The 14,104-nt window shown below is 66.2% G+C and carries 15 protein-coding genes and 1 tRNA gene; 5 read left to right on the top strand and 11 right to left on the bottom strand.

The window, feature by feature from the left end:
- Positions 1-349: 349 nt before the first annotated feature.
- Both BRAD285_RS11760 and cysE read right to left on the bottom strand, forming a co-directional pair.
- Positions 350-562: a DUF3126 family protein gene (locus BRAD285_RS11760; protein WP_006611186.1), complete on the bottom strand. Its 213-nt coding sequence runs from the start codon at positions 560-562 to the stop codon at positions 350-352.
- Between the two features lie 270 nt (positions 563-832).
- The gene (gene cysE / locus BRAD285_RS11755) at positions 833-1,660 is read right to left on the bottom strand and encodes a serine O-acetyltransferase (protein ID WP_006611185.1); all 828 of its coding nucleotides are present in this window, start codon (positions 1,658-1,660) and stop codon (positions 833-835) included.
- 382 nt (positions 1,661-2,042) lie between these two features.
- On the opposite strand from cysE, the gene BRAD285_RS11750 reads away from it, so the two are divergent.
- Positions 2,043-3,440 carry a hypothetical protein gene (locus tag BRAD285_RS11750; RefSeq protein ID WP_006611184.1) on the top strand — a complete coding sequence of 466 codons (1,398 nt, stop codon included), beginning with the start codon at positions 2,043-2,045 and terminating at the stop codon, positions 3,438-3,440.
- A 152-nt stretch (positions 3,441-3,592) separates the two neighbouring features.
- Here the strand turns inward: BRAD285_RS11750 and BRAD285_RS11745 are convergent, their stop codons facing one another.
- Both BRAD285_RS11745 and BRAD285_RS11740 read right to left on the bottom strand, forming a co-directional pair.
- Positions 3,593-4,342, bottom strand: coding sequence for an alpha/beta fold hydrolase (locus BRAD285_RS11745; protein ID WP_006611183.1), 750 nt, complete (start codon positions 4,340-4,342; stop codon positions 3,593-3,595).
- 46 nt (positions 4,343-4,388) lie between these two features.
- Entirely contained in the window at positions 4,389-5,531 is a 1,143-nt protein-coding gene (locus BRAD285_RS11740; protein WP_006611182.1) for a hypothetical protein, read from the bottom strand.
- Positions 5,532-5,857: 326 nt separating this feature from the next.
- Between BRAD285_RS11740 and BRAD285_RS11735 the strand changes: the two genes are divergently transcribed.
- A complete protein-coding gene (locus BRAD285_RS11735) occupies positions 5,858-6,100 on the top strand; it encodes a zinc-finger domain-containing protein (protein ID WP_006611181.1) in 243 nt (80 codons plus the stop codon).
- A 10-nt stretch (positions 6,101-6,110) separates the two neighbouring features.
- Entirely contained in the window at positions 6,111-7,310 is a 1,200-nt protein-coding gene (locus BRAD285_RS11730; RefSeq protein WP_006611180.1) for an FAD-dependent monooxygenase, read from the top strand.
- Positions 7,311-7,338: 28 nt separating this feature from the next.
- Here BRAD285_RS11730 and BRAD285_RS11725 read toward each other — a convergent pair whose 3' ends face one another.
- Complete coding sequence (locus tag BRAD285_RS11725; protein WP_006611179.1) at positions 7,339-7,797, bottom strand: hypothetical protein; 459 nt, start codon at positions 7,795-7,797, stop codon at positions 7,339-7,341.
- 414 nt (positions 7,798-8,211) lie between these two features.
- On the opposite strand from BRAD285_RS11725, the gene BRAD285_RS11720 reads away from it, so the two are divergent.
- Positions 8,212-8,298, top strand: a tRNA-Leu gene (locus tag BRAD285_RS11720).
- Positions 8,299-8,408: 110 nt separating this feature from the next.
- Here the strand turns inward: BRAD285_RS11720 and BRAD285_RS11715 are convergent.
- The 5 genes from BRAD285_RS11715 to BRAD285_RS11695 form a co-directional block, all read right to left on the bottom strand.
- The gene (locus BRAD285_RS11715) at positions 8,409-8,705 is read right to left on the bottom strand and encodes a type II toxin-antitoxin system RelE/ParE family toxin (protein ID WP_006611178.1); all 297 of its coding nucleotides are present in this window, start codon (positions 8,703-8,705) and stop codon (positions 8,409-8,411) included.
- Positions 8,695-8,955, bottom strand: a complete 261-nt coding sequence (locus BRAD285_RS11710; protein WP_006611177.1) for a type II toxin-antitoxin system ParD family antitoxin — start codon at positions 8,953-8,955, stop codon at positions 8,695-8,697. Before BRAD285_RS11710 ends, BRAD285_RS11715 begins: the two co-directional genes overlap by 11 nt.
- Before the next feature lie 168 nt (positions 8,956-9,123).
- Positions 9,124-9,783 carry a glutathione S-transferase family protein gene (locus BRAD285_RS11705; RefSeq protein ID WP_244422156.1) on the bottom strand — a complete coding sequence of 220 codons (660 nt, stop codon included), beginning with the start codon at positions 9,781-9,783 and terminating at the stop codon, positions 9,124-9,126.
- Between the two features lie 33 nt (positions 9,784-9,816).
- The gene (locus tag BRAD285_RS11700) at positions 9,817-10,299 is read right to left on the bottom strand and encodes an SRPBCC family protein (RefSeq protein WP_006611175.1); all 483 of its coding nucleotides are present in this window, start codon (positions 10,297-10,299) and stop codon (positions 9,817-9,819) included.
- Entirely contained in the window at positions 10,292-10,627 is a 336-nt protein-coding gene (locus tag BRAD285_RS11695; RefSeq protein ID WP_006611174.1) for a helix-turn-helix transcriptional regulator, read from the bottom strand. The genes BRAD285_RS11700 and BRAD285_RS11695 overlap by 8 nt, the downstream gene beginning before the upstream one ends.
- A 183-nt stretch (positions 10,628-10,810) precedes the next feature.
- Between BRAD285_RS11695 and BRAD285_RS11690 the strand changes: the two genes are divergently transcribed.
- Positions 10,811-12,214 (top strand): methyl-accepting chemotaxis protein, encoded by a 1,404-nt coding sequence (locus BRAD285_RS11690; protein ID WP_006611173.1) that lies wholly within the window; start codon positions 10,811-10,813, stop codon positions 12,212-12,214.
- A gap of 178 nt (positions 12,215-12,392) precedes the next feature.
- Here the strand turns inward: BRAD285_RS11690 and BRAD285_RS11685 are convergent, their stop codons facing one another.
- Positions 12,393-14,003, bottom strand: coding sequence for an ABC transporter substrate-binding protein (locus BRAD285_RS11685; protein ID WP_035645794.1), 1,611 nt, complete (start codon positions 14,001-14,003; stop codon positions 12,393-12,395).
- Between the last annotated feature and the right edge of the window lie 101 nt (positions 14,004-14,104).

Raw genomic sequence — 14,104 nt, 5'->3', positions numbered from 1 at the left:
TGCTAGCCGTTCTGACGAATGACTGCGCACGGATGGTCGCCGCGACGTCCGGCCTCCAAGTGCAGCGCGCGTAACCCCGCATCTCGCTGGTAGCTATACAAGCTACGCGCACGTCGGCAATGAGCCCGGTGCTCATGAATGTGCCCTCTCCCCTTGCGGGAGAGGGCATGTAGGACAGATCCGCAAACGCTCTTGGGTGAGGGGTATCTCTCGAAGTGCGCAGCTCGCGGAGAGATACCCCTCACCCAAGCGAGCATGCTGATGGGCCGGTGCAGCCCTCTCCCGCAAGGGGAGAGGGCACAGTCACTTGCACCGCACCTGCTCGTGCATTCTCAAGCGCAGATAAGCCCTACTCGACCAGATCGTCTTCCAGAATCGCCATCTGGAACTGGAACGAGCGATCGTCGTCTTCGTCGTCGACGAACAGGACGCCGATGAACTCCTCGCCGATATAGACCTCGGCGGAATCTTCCTTCTTCGGCCGCGGCACGACGCGGATCTTGGGATTGCCGAACACGCGCTTCAGATACGCGTCGAGCTTCCTGACTTCCTGAACGTCCACGGGAGATCTCCAATTGCAGCGGGTTGCTTGTTGTTCAGGACGTGACAGCGCGGCACGTCCGTGTCCTCGAAGCTTGTTAGTTCAGCCGGTCGATGCCGGGCACTGACACCAGCGTCATCGAACGCATCTGAAAAGGGACGGAGTGGATCTCACATTCAGTCCGCCGCGGCAATGGCGGATCGTCAGATCCACAGATCAGCGATGTGTTCGCACGAAATCCCGTGGTTGAAAAGCTCTTGACTCCGAGATTGAGCGAGCGCGCTCCGCGGCTCAGATGCCGATCGCGTTGATCATCTGGTCCATGGTGCGCGACGGCTCGGCGCAACCGGCCTCGCCGACGATCTTGGCCGGCACGCCGGCCACCGTGACGTTGTTAGGCACGGGTTTCACCACCACCGATCCGGCGGCGATGCGCGCGCAATGACCGACCTCGATGTTGCCGAGCACCTTGGCGCCGGCACCGATCAGCACGCCATGACGAATCTTCGGATGACGATCCTCGTTCTCCTTGCCGGTCCCGCCGAGCGTCACGCCATGCAGGATCGAGACATTGTCCTCGATGATAGCGGTCTCACCGCAGACGAAGCCGGTGGCGTGATCGAGGAAGATACCGCGGCCGATGCGCGCCGCCGGATTGATGTCGGTCTGGAACACCGCCGAGGAGCGGCTCTGCAGGTAGAACGAGAAATCCTTGCGGTTCTTGCGATAGAGCCAATGCGCGAGGCGATGCGTCTGCAACGCGTGGAAGCCCTTGAAGTAGAGCAAGGGGTCGATGAAGCGCGAGGTCGCGGGATCGCGATCATAGACCGCGACGAGATCGGCGCGGAAGGCGTGGCCGAGATCCGGCTCGTCGCGCAGCGCATCGTCGAAGGTCTGGCGGATCAGGTCGCCCGAGAGCGCCGAATGATCGAGCCGATCCGCCACGCGATGCACGACCGAATCCTCGAGCCGGCTGTGATGCAGCACCGTCGAATAGATGAAGGTCGCAAGCTCCGGCTCGCGGCGGACGATCTCTTCGGCCTCGCTGCGGATCCGATCCCAGATCGGATCGAGCGTCGCCAGCTTCCCGCTCTGGGGATGGGTCTGATGCATAGCCATGGCAGCGTCTCGCGGAGTTCAGTGGGCAGGCAATATAGCACGGCGCGTGGAATGATGTCCTCTGCACGCTGCGCGAGGCCATCGATCCCTTCTCTCCGGCCGCGCTGCCAGGAGACCACGGGATTGAGACATTTCCGTTACGCGCAAGGTGACCCCGCCAGCCGGAAGGCCGCGGTCGGCTCAAGGTGGTCAGCGGGAACCGGAAATCAAGGCGGTCGCGCGACGAGACCTCCGGGTTCCCCGGGATAACCGCAAGCAATCGATACCGTCCTGAGGCAAAAAGGAACCACTCGGCCTCAGAGAGAGGCTCGTCCCCCGCTGGATCACGGGGTTGGCTTTACCATCCATCAGCCTGCGTCTATTGGTAAATACCGCCTTGACCATGTTTTGGCCACGGTGCTCCGAACCGGGGGACACAGGCATCAGTAACACTCAGATCCTGGACGAACGCGCAAGTGAGGCCGGTTCTGCCTGGCTTCCCGTTATCGTCATCCCCCTCTTCCTGGTCGCGCCCGCGCTGTGGAACGGCTACCCGCTGCTGCAGTGGGACACCGGCGGCTATCTCGCGCGCTGGTACGAAGGCTATCTGGTGCCGAGCCGCTCGACCGTGTTCGGGCTCTATCTGCACTATGGCGAAGGCTCCAGCTTCTGGCTCAATCTCGGCCTGCAGGCGCTGGCTACGTTGTGGATCCTGCAGCTCACGCTGCGCGTCCTCGGACTCTATCAGCCGCTGCGCTTGCTCTGGATCGGCCTGCTGCTGATCTTGACCACCGCCCTGCCCTGGCTCGCCAGCATGCTGCTGACCGACATCTTCGCCGGGCTGTCGGTGCTCGCGCTATTCCTTCTGGTGACGCAGGCGCGCCGGATCTCGGTGCTGGAGAAAGCCGCGCTGTTCGGCTTCGTGGCGTTTGCCTCGGCCACCCACAGCGCCACGCTCGGCGTGCTGCTCGGACTGTGCTCCGCCGGCTGGATCGCCTATCCGTGGCGGCGCCGGCAGATCGCGCTGTCCGGGCTGATCCAATCCAGCCTGACCATCGTCGCCGGCGCGGCCATGCTGCTCGCCGCCAACTTCGCTCTGTCGGGCCAGTTGGCGTGGACGCCGGGCGGCACCGGCGTTGCCTTCGGCCGCATGCTCCAGGACGGCATCGTCGCGCAATATCTCAACGACCATTGCGGGCGCGAGAAGCTCAAGCTCTGCCCCTATCGCAACGAGCTGCCGCCGACCGCGGACGACTTCCTGTGGGGCAACTCCATGTTCAACAAGCTCGGCCGCTTCGAGGGCATGAACGAGGAGATGGGCTTCATCGTCAAGCAGTCGCTCGCCGCCTATCCGCTGTGGCAGGCCAAGGCGGCGGCGATCGCCACCGGCGAGCAGCTGATGCATGTGGCGACCGGCGAAGGCACCAGCGGCTGGGTGCCGCACACCTATGGCATCATCGAGCGCTACATCCCCTCCCAGGTCCGGCAGATGCGCGCGGCGCATCAGCAGCATTGGGAGATCAATTTCGCTGTCGTGAACTGGCTGCATGTGCCGGTGGCGCTGGGCTCGATGCTGGCAGCGGCCGCGATCGCGGCCCACGCGATCTGGCGCCGCCGCCGCGACGACATCACCTTGCTTGCCACCACCGTGACGCTCGCGCTGCTCGGCAACGCCGTGATCTGCGGCATCATCTCCGGCCCGCACGACCGCTACGGCGCCCGGCTGGTGTGGATCGCGACGTTCACGGTGCTGATTGCGGTCGCGCGCTGGTTCGGAGCCGAGCGGACGACACAGACGTAATCTGTAGGGTGGGCAAAGCGGCCGCCGCAGGCGGCAGCGTGCCCACCGTCGGGCAGCGTATTCCGCGGTGAGATGGTGGGCACGGCGCCACCGGAAGCTCGTCTGTTGAGAGAGCGCGACTGCGCCTTTGCCCACCTTACAGCAGGGTGTTTTCAACGCCGCGCCAGGAAATCCACCACGCCGGCCTTGTAGACCTTGTCGCCGACGGCGCGCATGTGGTCGCGGTTGGGGATGTCGAGCACCTCGGCGCCCGGGATGAGCGCGCCGAGCGCGGGCCCCGAGCCGGACACTTCGTCGGTCGTGCCGACGGCGACGAGCACCGGCACGCCGATGCGGCCGGCGTCCTCGCGCGAGATCAGGCCGCGCGAGCCGCGCATGCAGGCGGCGAGCGCAAGACGATCGGAGCGGGTCTGGTCGGCGAAGGCGCGGAAGGTCTTGCCGACGGGATCGGTGACGTCGTCGAGCGACGGGGCCTCCAGCGCCGCGGCGACGTTCTCGCCGGGACCACCGCCCTCGATCATCGCCATGCCGATGCCGCCGAAGATCGCCGAGCGCAGGCGCTCCGGCGTGGTCAGCGCGATATGCGCGGCGATGCGGCCGCCGAGCGAGTAGCCCATCACGTCGGCGCTCGCGAGCCCGAGATGATCCATCAGCGCGGTGACGTCGCTCGCCATCTCGGCAATGGAATATTGCGCGGGATCGTACAGCTTGGCCGAGTCGCCATGACCGCGATTGTCGAGCGCGATGACGCGGCGGCCGGCCTTTCGCAGCTCGGTGACCCATCCCGGATAGATCCAGTTGACGGTCTTGGTCGAGGCGAAGCCGTGCACGAGCACGATCGGATCGCCCTCTCCCTCATCGACGAAGGCGATTTCGACGGCGCCGTTGGAAAAGCTCGGCATCGGACCTGGTCCCGAAAAATCTGGAGTGATGATGATGCGGTGAAGTCTAGCCGCAAGGCGCTGCGGCGACCAGTTGCCCGCTCGCTGCAGCGGCCTGCATCCGGCGCAGCCGCCGCCGCTTGCCGCGATCGATGACGCTTTGCGTCGCGCGTTCGGTCATCGCCTTCAGCGAAGCGACGGCGCTGAACAGCGTCATGAGGGCACCGAACAGCCAGAGCGCGAGATTGAACGCGCCGGCCGTGAGCAGCAGCGCGCCACGGCCGAGCAGCTTCAGGATCGCCCGGGTCTGGCCGCCCTTGGCCTCTGCGAGGCGGGCGGCGCGGGCGATGTCCTTCGGCCCGTCGGCGAGCTTGAGGGAATCGAGCGCGCCACGCGTGCCCGCCTTCTCGGTGATGCGGCCGACATCCTTGGCCAGCCGCACCAGTGCCCCGGCCTTCTCGGCCCGGAACGCGGCGCGGATCGCGGTCGCCGTCTCGCCGGGACGCAGCACCGAGCCGGAGGCGACCGCCTGCTGCAGCAGCGGCGCATCGACCACTTCACGCGCGGACCGTCCGGCCCAGGCCGCCAGCCCCTCGCCGAGCCGACCGACCTTGCGGGCATCCTTGACCAGCGTGAGGCCGGCCCGCACCGGCGCGGCGCCGCCGGCCGAGACATAGGTCGCTGCGGTCACGGCCAGTCCGGCGGTGGCCAGGCCGAGCACGAGGCGGTCGGTCTCCTCGCCCATCACCAGATGCTTGCCCTCGCGAATGGCGTCGCGGATGTCGCCGAACACAAAGAGATCGCCGGCCACCGTACCGGACAGGCTGGCGACATCGTCGGCTTGGCCGGTGACGAGCCCGGTCGCAAACCGCTTAGCGACGCTCGTCGGCGCCTTCTCCGTAGCAACGGCATCGCTCACCCGCTGGACCCGCGCGTCATCGAGCGTAACCTGATGCTCCCTCGCGAGCGCGACGAAGCTCTCGGCGAGGTCGGGATCGCCGGCAGCGAGCGCGTCGTCGATATTGCGTGCGATGAGCACCGGATCGGTCCGCAGCATGGACGCGACCTGAAGCTCCGACAGCCGTGCCGGATCCTCCTGGGCCGCGACGACGGCCAGCGAGGCCTGCGCATGCGGCCACAGCGCAGCGCCGATCGCGGCGCTGACGGCAAGGCCGGTCACGGCCAGGCTGAGCCTCCAATTGATTCGCATCACTTGAACCGCATCGAGATCACGCCGCCTTCACGTTTTCGCGCATCGATCCATCCCAAGACATAGGATATCCGGCCCGGGAGACAACGGCCCCGACGAAAGAAGGGCTTCTCGGCGAGGGCCCGTTTGTGTCGAATCCACAAGCGCAAAAATATCGGCGTGCGTCGCGCCCCACGAGGTTCCCAACCCGAGGAATTGGCCTTATGGCTCAGCATGGTGCGCCGCCGTCCCACGACGGCCCGGCGCCTTCCAGTTCTGTCCCGTCGGCCGCTTCCCCGTGCTGATTCCACTCTCTCTTCCTGCTTCCTGCCACTCGAGGTAAACCGATGGCCGATAACATCGTCCCGCATTTCCACAACGATGCCGGTGTGCCCGTCATCGAAATCGGCTCGCATGAGTTCATGTGCGTGGGCGCCAATCCGCCGTTCGACCATCCGCACGTCTTCCTCGATCTCGGCAACGACAAAGAGATCATCTGCCCGTACTGCTCGACGCTGTACCGCTATGCGCCCGATCTCGCCGCGGGCGAGGCTCGGCCGCCGGAATGCGTGCTGAAGGACGTCGCCTGACCGGCGCGTCGTGGCACTGCGTACCGTCACCGTCGCGGGGGCCGGGATCGGCGGCCTGACCGCCGCGCTGGCGCTTGCCACCAAGGGCTTTCGCGTCGTCGTGCTGGAGAAGGCCGAGCGGCTCGAAGAGGTCGGCGCCGGCCTGCAGCTCTCGCCCAATGCCAGCCGCATCCTGCTCGATCTCGGCCTGGGGCCCCGGCTCTCGGCGCGCGCTGTTGTACCCGAGGCCGTCAGCATCATGAGCGCACGGGCGGGCGGCGAGATCGCCCGGCTGCCGCTCGGATCGGCCGCCAGCGAGGCCGCCGGTGCGCCCTATTGGGTGATCCACCGCGCCGACCTTCAGGCGGCCTTGGCCGCGGAGGCGATGGCGCATCCGGACATCGAGCTCAAGCTCGGCTGCCAGTTCGAGGACGTCGCCGCTCACGCCAAGGGGCTGACCGTGGTGCATCGCCAGGGCAACGAGCGGCGACAGGATGTGGTGCTGGCGCTGATCGGCGCCGACGGCGTCTGGTCGGCGGTGCGGCACCATCTGTTTCCGCAGGTCCGCGCCGAATTCTCCGGCCTGATCGCCTGGCGCGGCACGCTCGACGCCCGGCAATTGCCGCGCGATTTTACCAGCGCGCGGGTCCAGCTGTGGATGGGGCCGGACGCCCATCTCGTCGCCTACCCGATCTCCGCCGGCCGCCAGGTCAATGTGGTGGCCGTGGTGCCCGGCACCTGGAACCGACCGGGCTGGAGCACCGAGGGCGATCCGAACGAGCTGAAGGCAGCATTCGGACCGCCGCGCTGGCCCGCGTCGGCAAGGCTTCTGCTCAACGCGGTCGACGGCTGGCGCAAATGGGCGCTGTTCGGCGTGCCCGATGGCATCGAATGGACCAAGGGCAATATCGGCCTTCTGGGCGATGCCGCCCACGCGATGCTGCCGTTCGCCGCACAGGGCGCCGGCATGGCGATCGAGGATGCGGCGGTGCTCGCCAAGACGCTGAGCGAGGCGCGCCCAAATGGGCCGGCCGCGGTCGAGGGCGCGCTGAAACTTTATGCCAAGCTCCGCCGCCCCCGGGTCGGCCGCGTGCAGCGCACCGCTCGCAGCCAGGGCCGGATCTATCACATGGCCGGGCCATTGGCGCTCGCCCGCGACCTCAGCATCCAGGCGCTGGGGCCGCAGCGGCTCTCGGAGCGACAGAGCTGGATCTACGATTGGCGGCTGTAGGCGCCGCCCCTCCTCAAGGCACTGAGCCTCAATAAACCGAGCCGTCGCGCGGCAAAGTCGACGATCCGCCGGAGCTCGCCATCGGCCGCGCAGTGCGCGCGGGCTTCGCCGGCTTGCCCTTGGCCGCGACCGGCGTCGGCGGCGTCTCGACGCATTTGTTGCGGCGCCAAGCCTCTTCGGCGAATTGCGACTGGCCGCGGATCGCGACGTAATCGTTGCGATAGGCGACCTCGGCGACGACAGCGCCGCCAGCCCCGGTCTCCGCTTTGGCCATCAAACCTTGTAACTCGGCGGCCCGCGCCGCGAGCGCCTTGCGCTCCGCCTCGAGCTGCTTGCAGTCGTAGAGGTCGTATTTGGCGGGATCGGCGAACGCGGTCGACACGGTGTCGCTCATGCCGGCGCACCCCGACAGCAGCGACGCAAGCGCGAACAATCCCGCGGCAAGCGCGAGGCGGTGATAGCCCAGGCGATGGCAGTCGGTCGTCATGAGGCCTCGATCATCCACCCGTCCTAATCTTCCCGCCATCGACGACCGGAGACGGACCGGTCAACGATGCCGCCCATTCGAACGGCGATCCACGCCGTAGGACGCCACCTTGCGCAACCGCTTCGCGGACCTCAGCCGGTGCCGACAGCTGGCGCCGCGGTCCGCCAGAATCGTTTTCCGCTGACGGCGGCGAGGCTTACACCGACAACCTCGCTCATGTCCTGCACAATGTCTCGCACCCGATTGGTCGTGGTCCAGTGCGGCACGGCAGACACGCTTTCAAAGCAGCTGGTGACGGCCGGATTGAGGCTTTACCAAGGCAGCCGCGCTGGCTTAAGCACAAGGTGAGCCGAGAGGCCGCATGCAAGCTCATTCCGTCTTGGCGAATGATGCGCTAGGTCTCTGATCACAAAGGCGGACGTGGCGGAATCGGTAGACGCAAGGGACTTAAAATCCCTCGATGGCAACGTCGTGTGGGTTCGAGTCCCACCGTCCGCACCAAAGTCCGCAATCCTCAAAGCGCGCCGCCCACCGGGCACCCGGACACGCCGTCGCCGAAGATGTCCCTCAGCCGGAGGATTGGGCCGGCACAGCGGATAGGCTGGCGTCGGCTAGCCCAGATCTTCAGTCGTGATGTCCCGGGCCGCGTGCAGGATTCGGACGACTTCAACGGCGTTTGCGGCCGGAACGTAAAAGAGGATGTAGTTGCCGACCGGAAAGCTGCGGATGCCGGGGCCGAGCTCGGCACGCTCTCGTCCGGCGAACGGATTGGTCGCAAGCGTCTGGACCGCACGATCGAAGCGGTGGAGGAGCGCGCTTGCCGCCGTCTCGTTATCGGCGGCGATGTACTGCCAGATCTCCAGCGCGTCTTCCCTGGCCTGCGGGCGCAGCAGGCGGCTACTCTGCACGCGCCGCCTTCCGACGTTTCCCCTCGGCGATAAGGTCTTCGACGTCCCAGCTCTCGGCGGGACCGCTGTCCAGACCGTCCTTGATCGCGCTGCGAAGAGCTTCGAGCTTGGCCTTCCGTCGCTCTTCCTTCTCTTCGATCAGCCGCAGTCCCTCGCGCATGACCTCGCTGGCGGTCGAATAGCGACCGCTGTCCACCAGGCCCTTGATGAACTCCTCGTAGTGCTTGCCGATGGTGTAGCCGCTGGCCATGGAACCTCTCTAGCACAATGTAGCATTTTATGCTCCCGGCTCAAGCGATCCAGACGAAGGTTAGGTTCAACAGACCAACGTGGATCGCCTGCGGCGTGGCGACCGATATCGATCCGAACAGCCCTCTGCCTCTTTCTGTTTGCAGGTGACCCATCACGAGCCAAGCCGCTACGCTGCCTGCGCGCGCGCCATCAGTTGCGTCATCGTCGTTGCCTGGAAACTCGGCCGCGCTTCCAGCCGTTCGACCCACGCAACGAGGTTGGGATGAGCTGACGTCAGCTCGGCCCATTCCGGCGTCAGCGACAGGAAGCTCGCCTGCGGGCCGGCCTGAAGGTCCGCCAGCGACAACCGGTCGCCGGCCATGAAGGGCTGCTCGCCGAGCAGCCGCGACAGCTCGGCGATAACAGTCCTCGCCTTCGGCATCGCGCTGGCGATGGCGGCTTCGTCCGTCGCCGTGCCGAAGAATTGCGGGCCGATGATGCGCTGGAAGATGATGACGTTGCACACGCCCTGAAACAGGTACCAGTCGCTGATGTTCATCACCTGGTCCATGCGTGCCGCCTGCTTCGCGTCGTCCGGCGTCAGCGCCGGCTGCGGCAGCACGCGGTCGAGATAGCGCAGGATCGCCTGGGTCTCGTACAGCTCGAAGCCGTCATGGCCGAGCGCCGGCACGCGGCCGAACGGATGCCGCGCGAGATGCGCCGCCGATTTCGAATCTCCGGGCGCCAGCGGCGCAAGCCGATAGCTCGCCCCCTTTTCCTCCAGCGTGGCCAGCACGCTGCGGCCGAACGGGCTTCCCGGCACCGAATGGACGACGAACTCGGACATGACGTTTCTCCCCCTGTGATGATTGATGTGGGCTTACGAGGACGCGGGCCCTTCGGCCTCGGCCACGAAGCGCTGCAACAGGCCAGGCCAGCCGCCATCGACATCCCGGCGCATCGAGGCGCCGCCCTCCTCGCCCATGGTCTCGAACTTATGATGCACGAGCTCGACGCGCGTTGCGTCGTTGCCTTCGGCGAAGAACCGGACGTCGACTTCCGAGCGCATCGCGGCATCCGGCTTCCACTGCGCATTGACCTGCCACAGCATGACGAAGCGCTGCGGCGGCTCCCATCGCGTGATGGTCGCGACCACCGTCCGCGTGCCGTCCTCGGCGATCTCCAGCCAGCGGCCGCCGAGCTTGGGCTCGAGCAGGACCTTCGCGATCGGCTTGCCGCCGACGCCATGCGTATGCGGCCACCACCGGGTCAGCCCCCTGGTGAACACGGTGAAGGCATGGTCGATCGGTGCGCGGACACGGACCTGCTTCTCGACCGGCGCTATGACGACGCGCTCACTCATTCCCCGTCCCCTGTCCTTTCGCATGCCGGTGCGTCCGCTCGGCCTCGATCTTGAAGGCCAGCAGCGCGTCGTCCCAGAAGCTGTCGAGCCAGTCGCGCAGCTCGGCCAGCCCCTCACGGCGCAAGGAGTAGATGCGCCGAACCCCCTCGCTGCGCTCCTCGACCAGGCCGGCATCCTTCAGCACCTTCAGATGCTGCGACACCGCCGGCCGCGACACCGGCATGCCCTGGGCGATCGCATGCACCGGACTGGGTCCGCTGCGCAGGCGCTCGAACACCTGTCGCCGCGTGGGATCTGCCAGGACCGCCAATGCCGTCTCGTAAGCCATGGCTTACCGTAAGCCAGTGCTTACATCTCGTCAAGCACAGCGGCCGAGCGGCCCCTACCGCCGGTTGCGGCGGGAAACGCACCATTAACCATAGCGCGCGCAAAGTTCCGCTGACCGCCGCCACGCCGGTGCGCCGACATCCGGCGCGAGACCGGCCGCGCTCGATTTGAACCGAGAGACACGATGCTGGGATTCCGCAGCCGCAACACTGATCATCAGGATGCCCTGCCCGTCTTCGATACGGCCGCGCACGAGGCATTTCAGGACGCGCTGGCGCAATGCCTGGACGACTGGGCTGCCGGCAAGCTCAACCGCGAAGTCGCGAGCCTCGATGCCGCCGCGCTGCGCGCGAAACTCAAGCCGCAACTGATCGAGGCGATCCATCGTCTCGGCATTGCGCTCGCAGGCCGCGCATCCCAGGACCTCGACTCCATCGTCGACCTCTGCATCAACAGCAACGAGGCCTCCATCAGCGCAGCGCGGCTGATCGGCGCCTCCAACAATCAGTGCGAGCGCTGCCAGAGCCTCGCCTCGGCCTCGGTCGAGATGCAGGCCTCGGTGCACACCATCCGCTCGACATCGACCGAAGCGGCTGCCGAGGCGGCGGCGACGCGCCAAGCGGTCGAGAACAGCGTCACCGCGGTCCGCCGGACGTTGCAGACCATGAACGGCATCGCGAGCTCGGTGCGCGACACCTCGTCCAAAATCGCCGACCTCAGTGCGGCCTCGGCGGAGATCGGCTCCATCGTCGGCACCATCGACGCGATCGCCAACCAGACAAATCTGCTGGCGCTCAACGCGACGATCGAGGCCGCGCGGGCCGGCGAGTTCGGCAAGGGCTTTGCGGTGGTCGCCGCCGAGGTGAAGAACCTGTCGCAGCAGACGACCAAGGCGACCGAGGACATCAAGGGGCGCATCGAGCGGCTGCAGGCCGAGATGAGCGGCATCGTCGAGGCAATGGCGGGTGGCGCCAAGGCGGTCGAGGTCGGCATGTCCGAGATGAACGATCTGGCGCAGACGATCGACCAGGCCGGCAGCCGCACCGCTGTCGTCAGCACCAAGATGGACGAGATCTCCGGCATTCTCGCCGAGCAGACCGCCGCGACCGACGAGGTGGCGCAAGGCATCACCATCATCGCCGATCTCGCGACGGCCAACGCCAACGAGGTCATGTCGCTCGCCGATACCATGGGCCGGACCGACGCAAAGGTCGGCAAGATGCTGGGCGAGATCGCCAAGCTCTCGCTCGACAATCAGGTCGTGCGCCTCGCCAAAGCCGACCATGTGATCTGGAAGAAGCGGCTGGTCGACATGTCGGTTGGCCGGCTGCAGCTGCGCGCCGACGAACTCACCGATCATCACAATTGCCGGCTGGGCAAATGGTACTACGGCGAAGGCGGCCAGCGCCTCGCCGGCGACGCGGCGTTCCGCCGGCTCGAACGCCCGCACGAGGCGGTGCATCGTCACGGCAAGGAGGCCGCGCGCCTGTTCAGCTCCGGCCGGATCGACGAAGCGCTCAACGAAATCGGACGGGTCGAGGTGGCCTCGACCGAGGTGCTGGCGGCGCTCGACGATATCAAGACGTGATGGCCGAGCTACATCGGCCATCGTAATCGTAGGGTGGGCAAAGGCGCAGCAAGCTGCATCTCCAAAGAAGGTCGCAGAGGCGCCGTGCCCACCAACTCATTTCAGAACTCGCAGCGAGACGGTGGGCACGCCGCCGCCCTGACGGGCGGCCAGTTTACCCCCCCTACGAGGCCATGAGCTACTCGCTCTTGTCGACGTTCCAGAACACCGGTACCGCCTGCCCTTCCAGCACGCCGGTGATGGACTTGCGCCAGGCGCTCGGCATGAACCATTGGCCGAGCGGCACGTAGATCACCTGGTCATAGATTTCCTTCTGGATCTCGCCAGCGATGCGCTTCTGATCCTCTGGCGTTCCGGCCTTCGCGAAGGCGTCGCGCAGCTCCTCCATCTTCGGATCGTCGGGCCAGCCGAACGGGCTCTTCTGACCACGCGCGCCGACGAAGGTGCTGCCAATCGGATTGCCCGAGTCTGCGATCACCGAATTGGTGAAGAACATGTTCCAGCCGCCCTCCTTCGGCGGCTTCTGGCTGGCGCGCCGCGTCACCACGGTCTGCCAATCCGTCGTCTGCAGGTCGACCTTGAAGCCGGCGGAGCGCAGCAGCTGCGCGGCGACGACCGGCTGCGCCTTCAGCGTGATCGCGTCGCCCGGCGCCAGGATCACCACCGGCGTGCCGTCATAGCCGGACTCGGCGAGCAGCTTCTTGGCCTGCTCCATGCCGTTGCCCTTCACCAGCGTCTCCGAGCCGACGTCGCTTTCCAGCGGCGTGCCGCAGCCGAACACGGCGCCGCAGATCGTGTAGTATTTGGGGTTGCCCGTGAGCGCGTCGAGCACGTCCTTCTGGTTCAGCGCCAGGAAGGCCGCGCGGCGGATCTTCACATTGTCGAACGGCGGAAACAGGAAGTTCATCCGGCCCAAGGTCTGGTAGCCGAACTTGTTCAGCACGTTCATCGTCAGGTCGGGACTGGCGGACAGCACCGGCTCGAGGTCGAGCGGCGGAAACTCCATGAAGTCGATGTCGCCGGATTGCAGGGCGTTGACCGCGGTCTGCGCGTCCGGCATCGAGATCCACTCGACACGATCGACCTTCACCACCTTGCCGCCAGCGGTCCAGCTCGGCGGCTCCTTGCGCGGCACGTAGTCGGTGTTCTTCTCGTAGACCGCCTTCACGCCCGGCTGGAATTCAGCCTTGACGAATTTGAATGGGCCCGATCCGATCTGCTCCGAGATCTGCGCATTCGCAGGCGTCTCGGCGAGACGCTTCGGCATCATGAACGGCACGTAGGAGGACGGCTTGCCGATCGACTCCAGCACTAGGCCGTACGGCTCCTTCAGCTTCAGAGTGATCGTTTTTGCATCGGTGGCCTCGAGCGAGGCCGTGGCCTCCATGAGCTTCTGGCCCATGCTGTCGTTGCGGCTCCAGCGCTTCAGCGAGGCGACGCAGTCCTCGGCGGTCACTGGGGAGCCATCGTGCCACTTCAGGCCGTCGCGCAGGGTGAAGGTGTAGCTCAGCTTGTCGTCGGAGACCTTCCACTCCGCCATCTGCGGCTGGACCTGAAACTTGGCGTCGGTCCCGAGCAGCGTGTCATAGACCATGTAACCATGATCGCGGGTGATGTAGGCGGGCGTGAACACCGGATCGATCACGCGCAGATCGGAATGCATCACCGCCGTGATCGTCTTCTTGCCAGCGGCAAACGCCTTGGGTGTTGCACCGAGCGACATGGCCATCGCCGCAGCAATCAGGCAGGACACCAGCGCGGATGAGGTCCGCCGCAAAGGATGTGACATGCAATATCTCTTGATGTGAGCTTTCATCCGACGGTCCCGATCGCAATCAAGGCCGGCAAGCCGCCATGCCGCGCACCTCAGATGCGCGGAGCAAACAAGCT

The sequence above is a fragment of the Bradyrhizobium sp. ORS 285 genome (assembly GCF_900176205.1).
Lineage (GTDB): Bacteria > Pseudomonadota > Alphaproteobacteria > Rhizobiales > Xanthobacteraceae > Bradyrhizobium.
This window is presented reverse-complemented; position numbering and strand designations above follow the sequence as displayed.

Coding starts and splice junctions, on each gene's coding strand:
- BRAD285_RS11735 (WP_006611181.1), top strand. CDS start 5,858: ATGGCCGATAACATCGTCCCGCATTTCCACAACGATGCCGGTGTGCCC.
- BRAD285_RS11705 (WP_244422156.1), bottom strand. CDS start 9,783: ATGTCCGAGTTCGTCGTCCATTCGGTGCCGGGAAGCCCGTTCGGCCGC.
- BRAD285_RS11690 (WP_006611173.1), top strand. CDS start 10,811: ATGCTGGGATTCCGCAGCCGCAACACTGATCATCAGGATGCCCTGCCC.
- cysE (WP_006611185.1), bottom strand. CDS start 1,660: ATGGCTATGCATCAGACCCATCCCCAGAGCGGGAAGCTGGCGACGCTC.
- BRAD285_RS11700 (WP_006611175.1), bottom strand. CDS start 10,299: ATGAGTGAGCGCGTCGTCATAGCGCCGGTCGAGAAGCAGGTCCGTGTC.
- BRAD285_RS11740 (WP_006611182.1), bottom strand. CDS start 5,531: ATGCGAATCAATTGGAGGCTCAGCCTGGCCGTGACCGGCCTTGCCGTC.
- BRAD285_RS11685 (WP_035645794.1), bottom strand. CDS start 14,003: ATGTCACATCCTTTGCGGCGGACCTCATCCGCGCTGGTGTCCTGCCTG.
- BRAD285_RS11750 (WP_006611184.1), top strand. CDS start 2,043: ATGTTTTGGCCACGGTGCTCCGAACCGGGGGACACAGGCATCAGTAAC.
- BRAD285_RS11745 (WP_006611183.1), bottom strand. CDS start 4,342: ATGCCGAGCTTTTCCAACGGCGCCGTCGAAATCGCCTTCGTCGATGAG.
- BRAD285_RS11725 (WP_006611179.1), bottom strand. CDS start 7,797: ATGACGACCGACTGCCATCGCCTGGGCTATCACCGCCTCGCGCTTGCC.
- BRAD285_RS11695 (WP_006611174.1), bottom strand. CDS start 10,627: ATGGCTTACGAGACGGCATTGGCGGTCCTGGCAGATCCCACGCGGCGA.
- BRAD285_RS11710 (WP_006611177.1), bottom strand. CDS start 8,955: ATGGCCAGCGGCTACACCATCGGCAAGCACTACGAGGAGTTCATCAAG.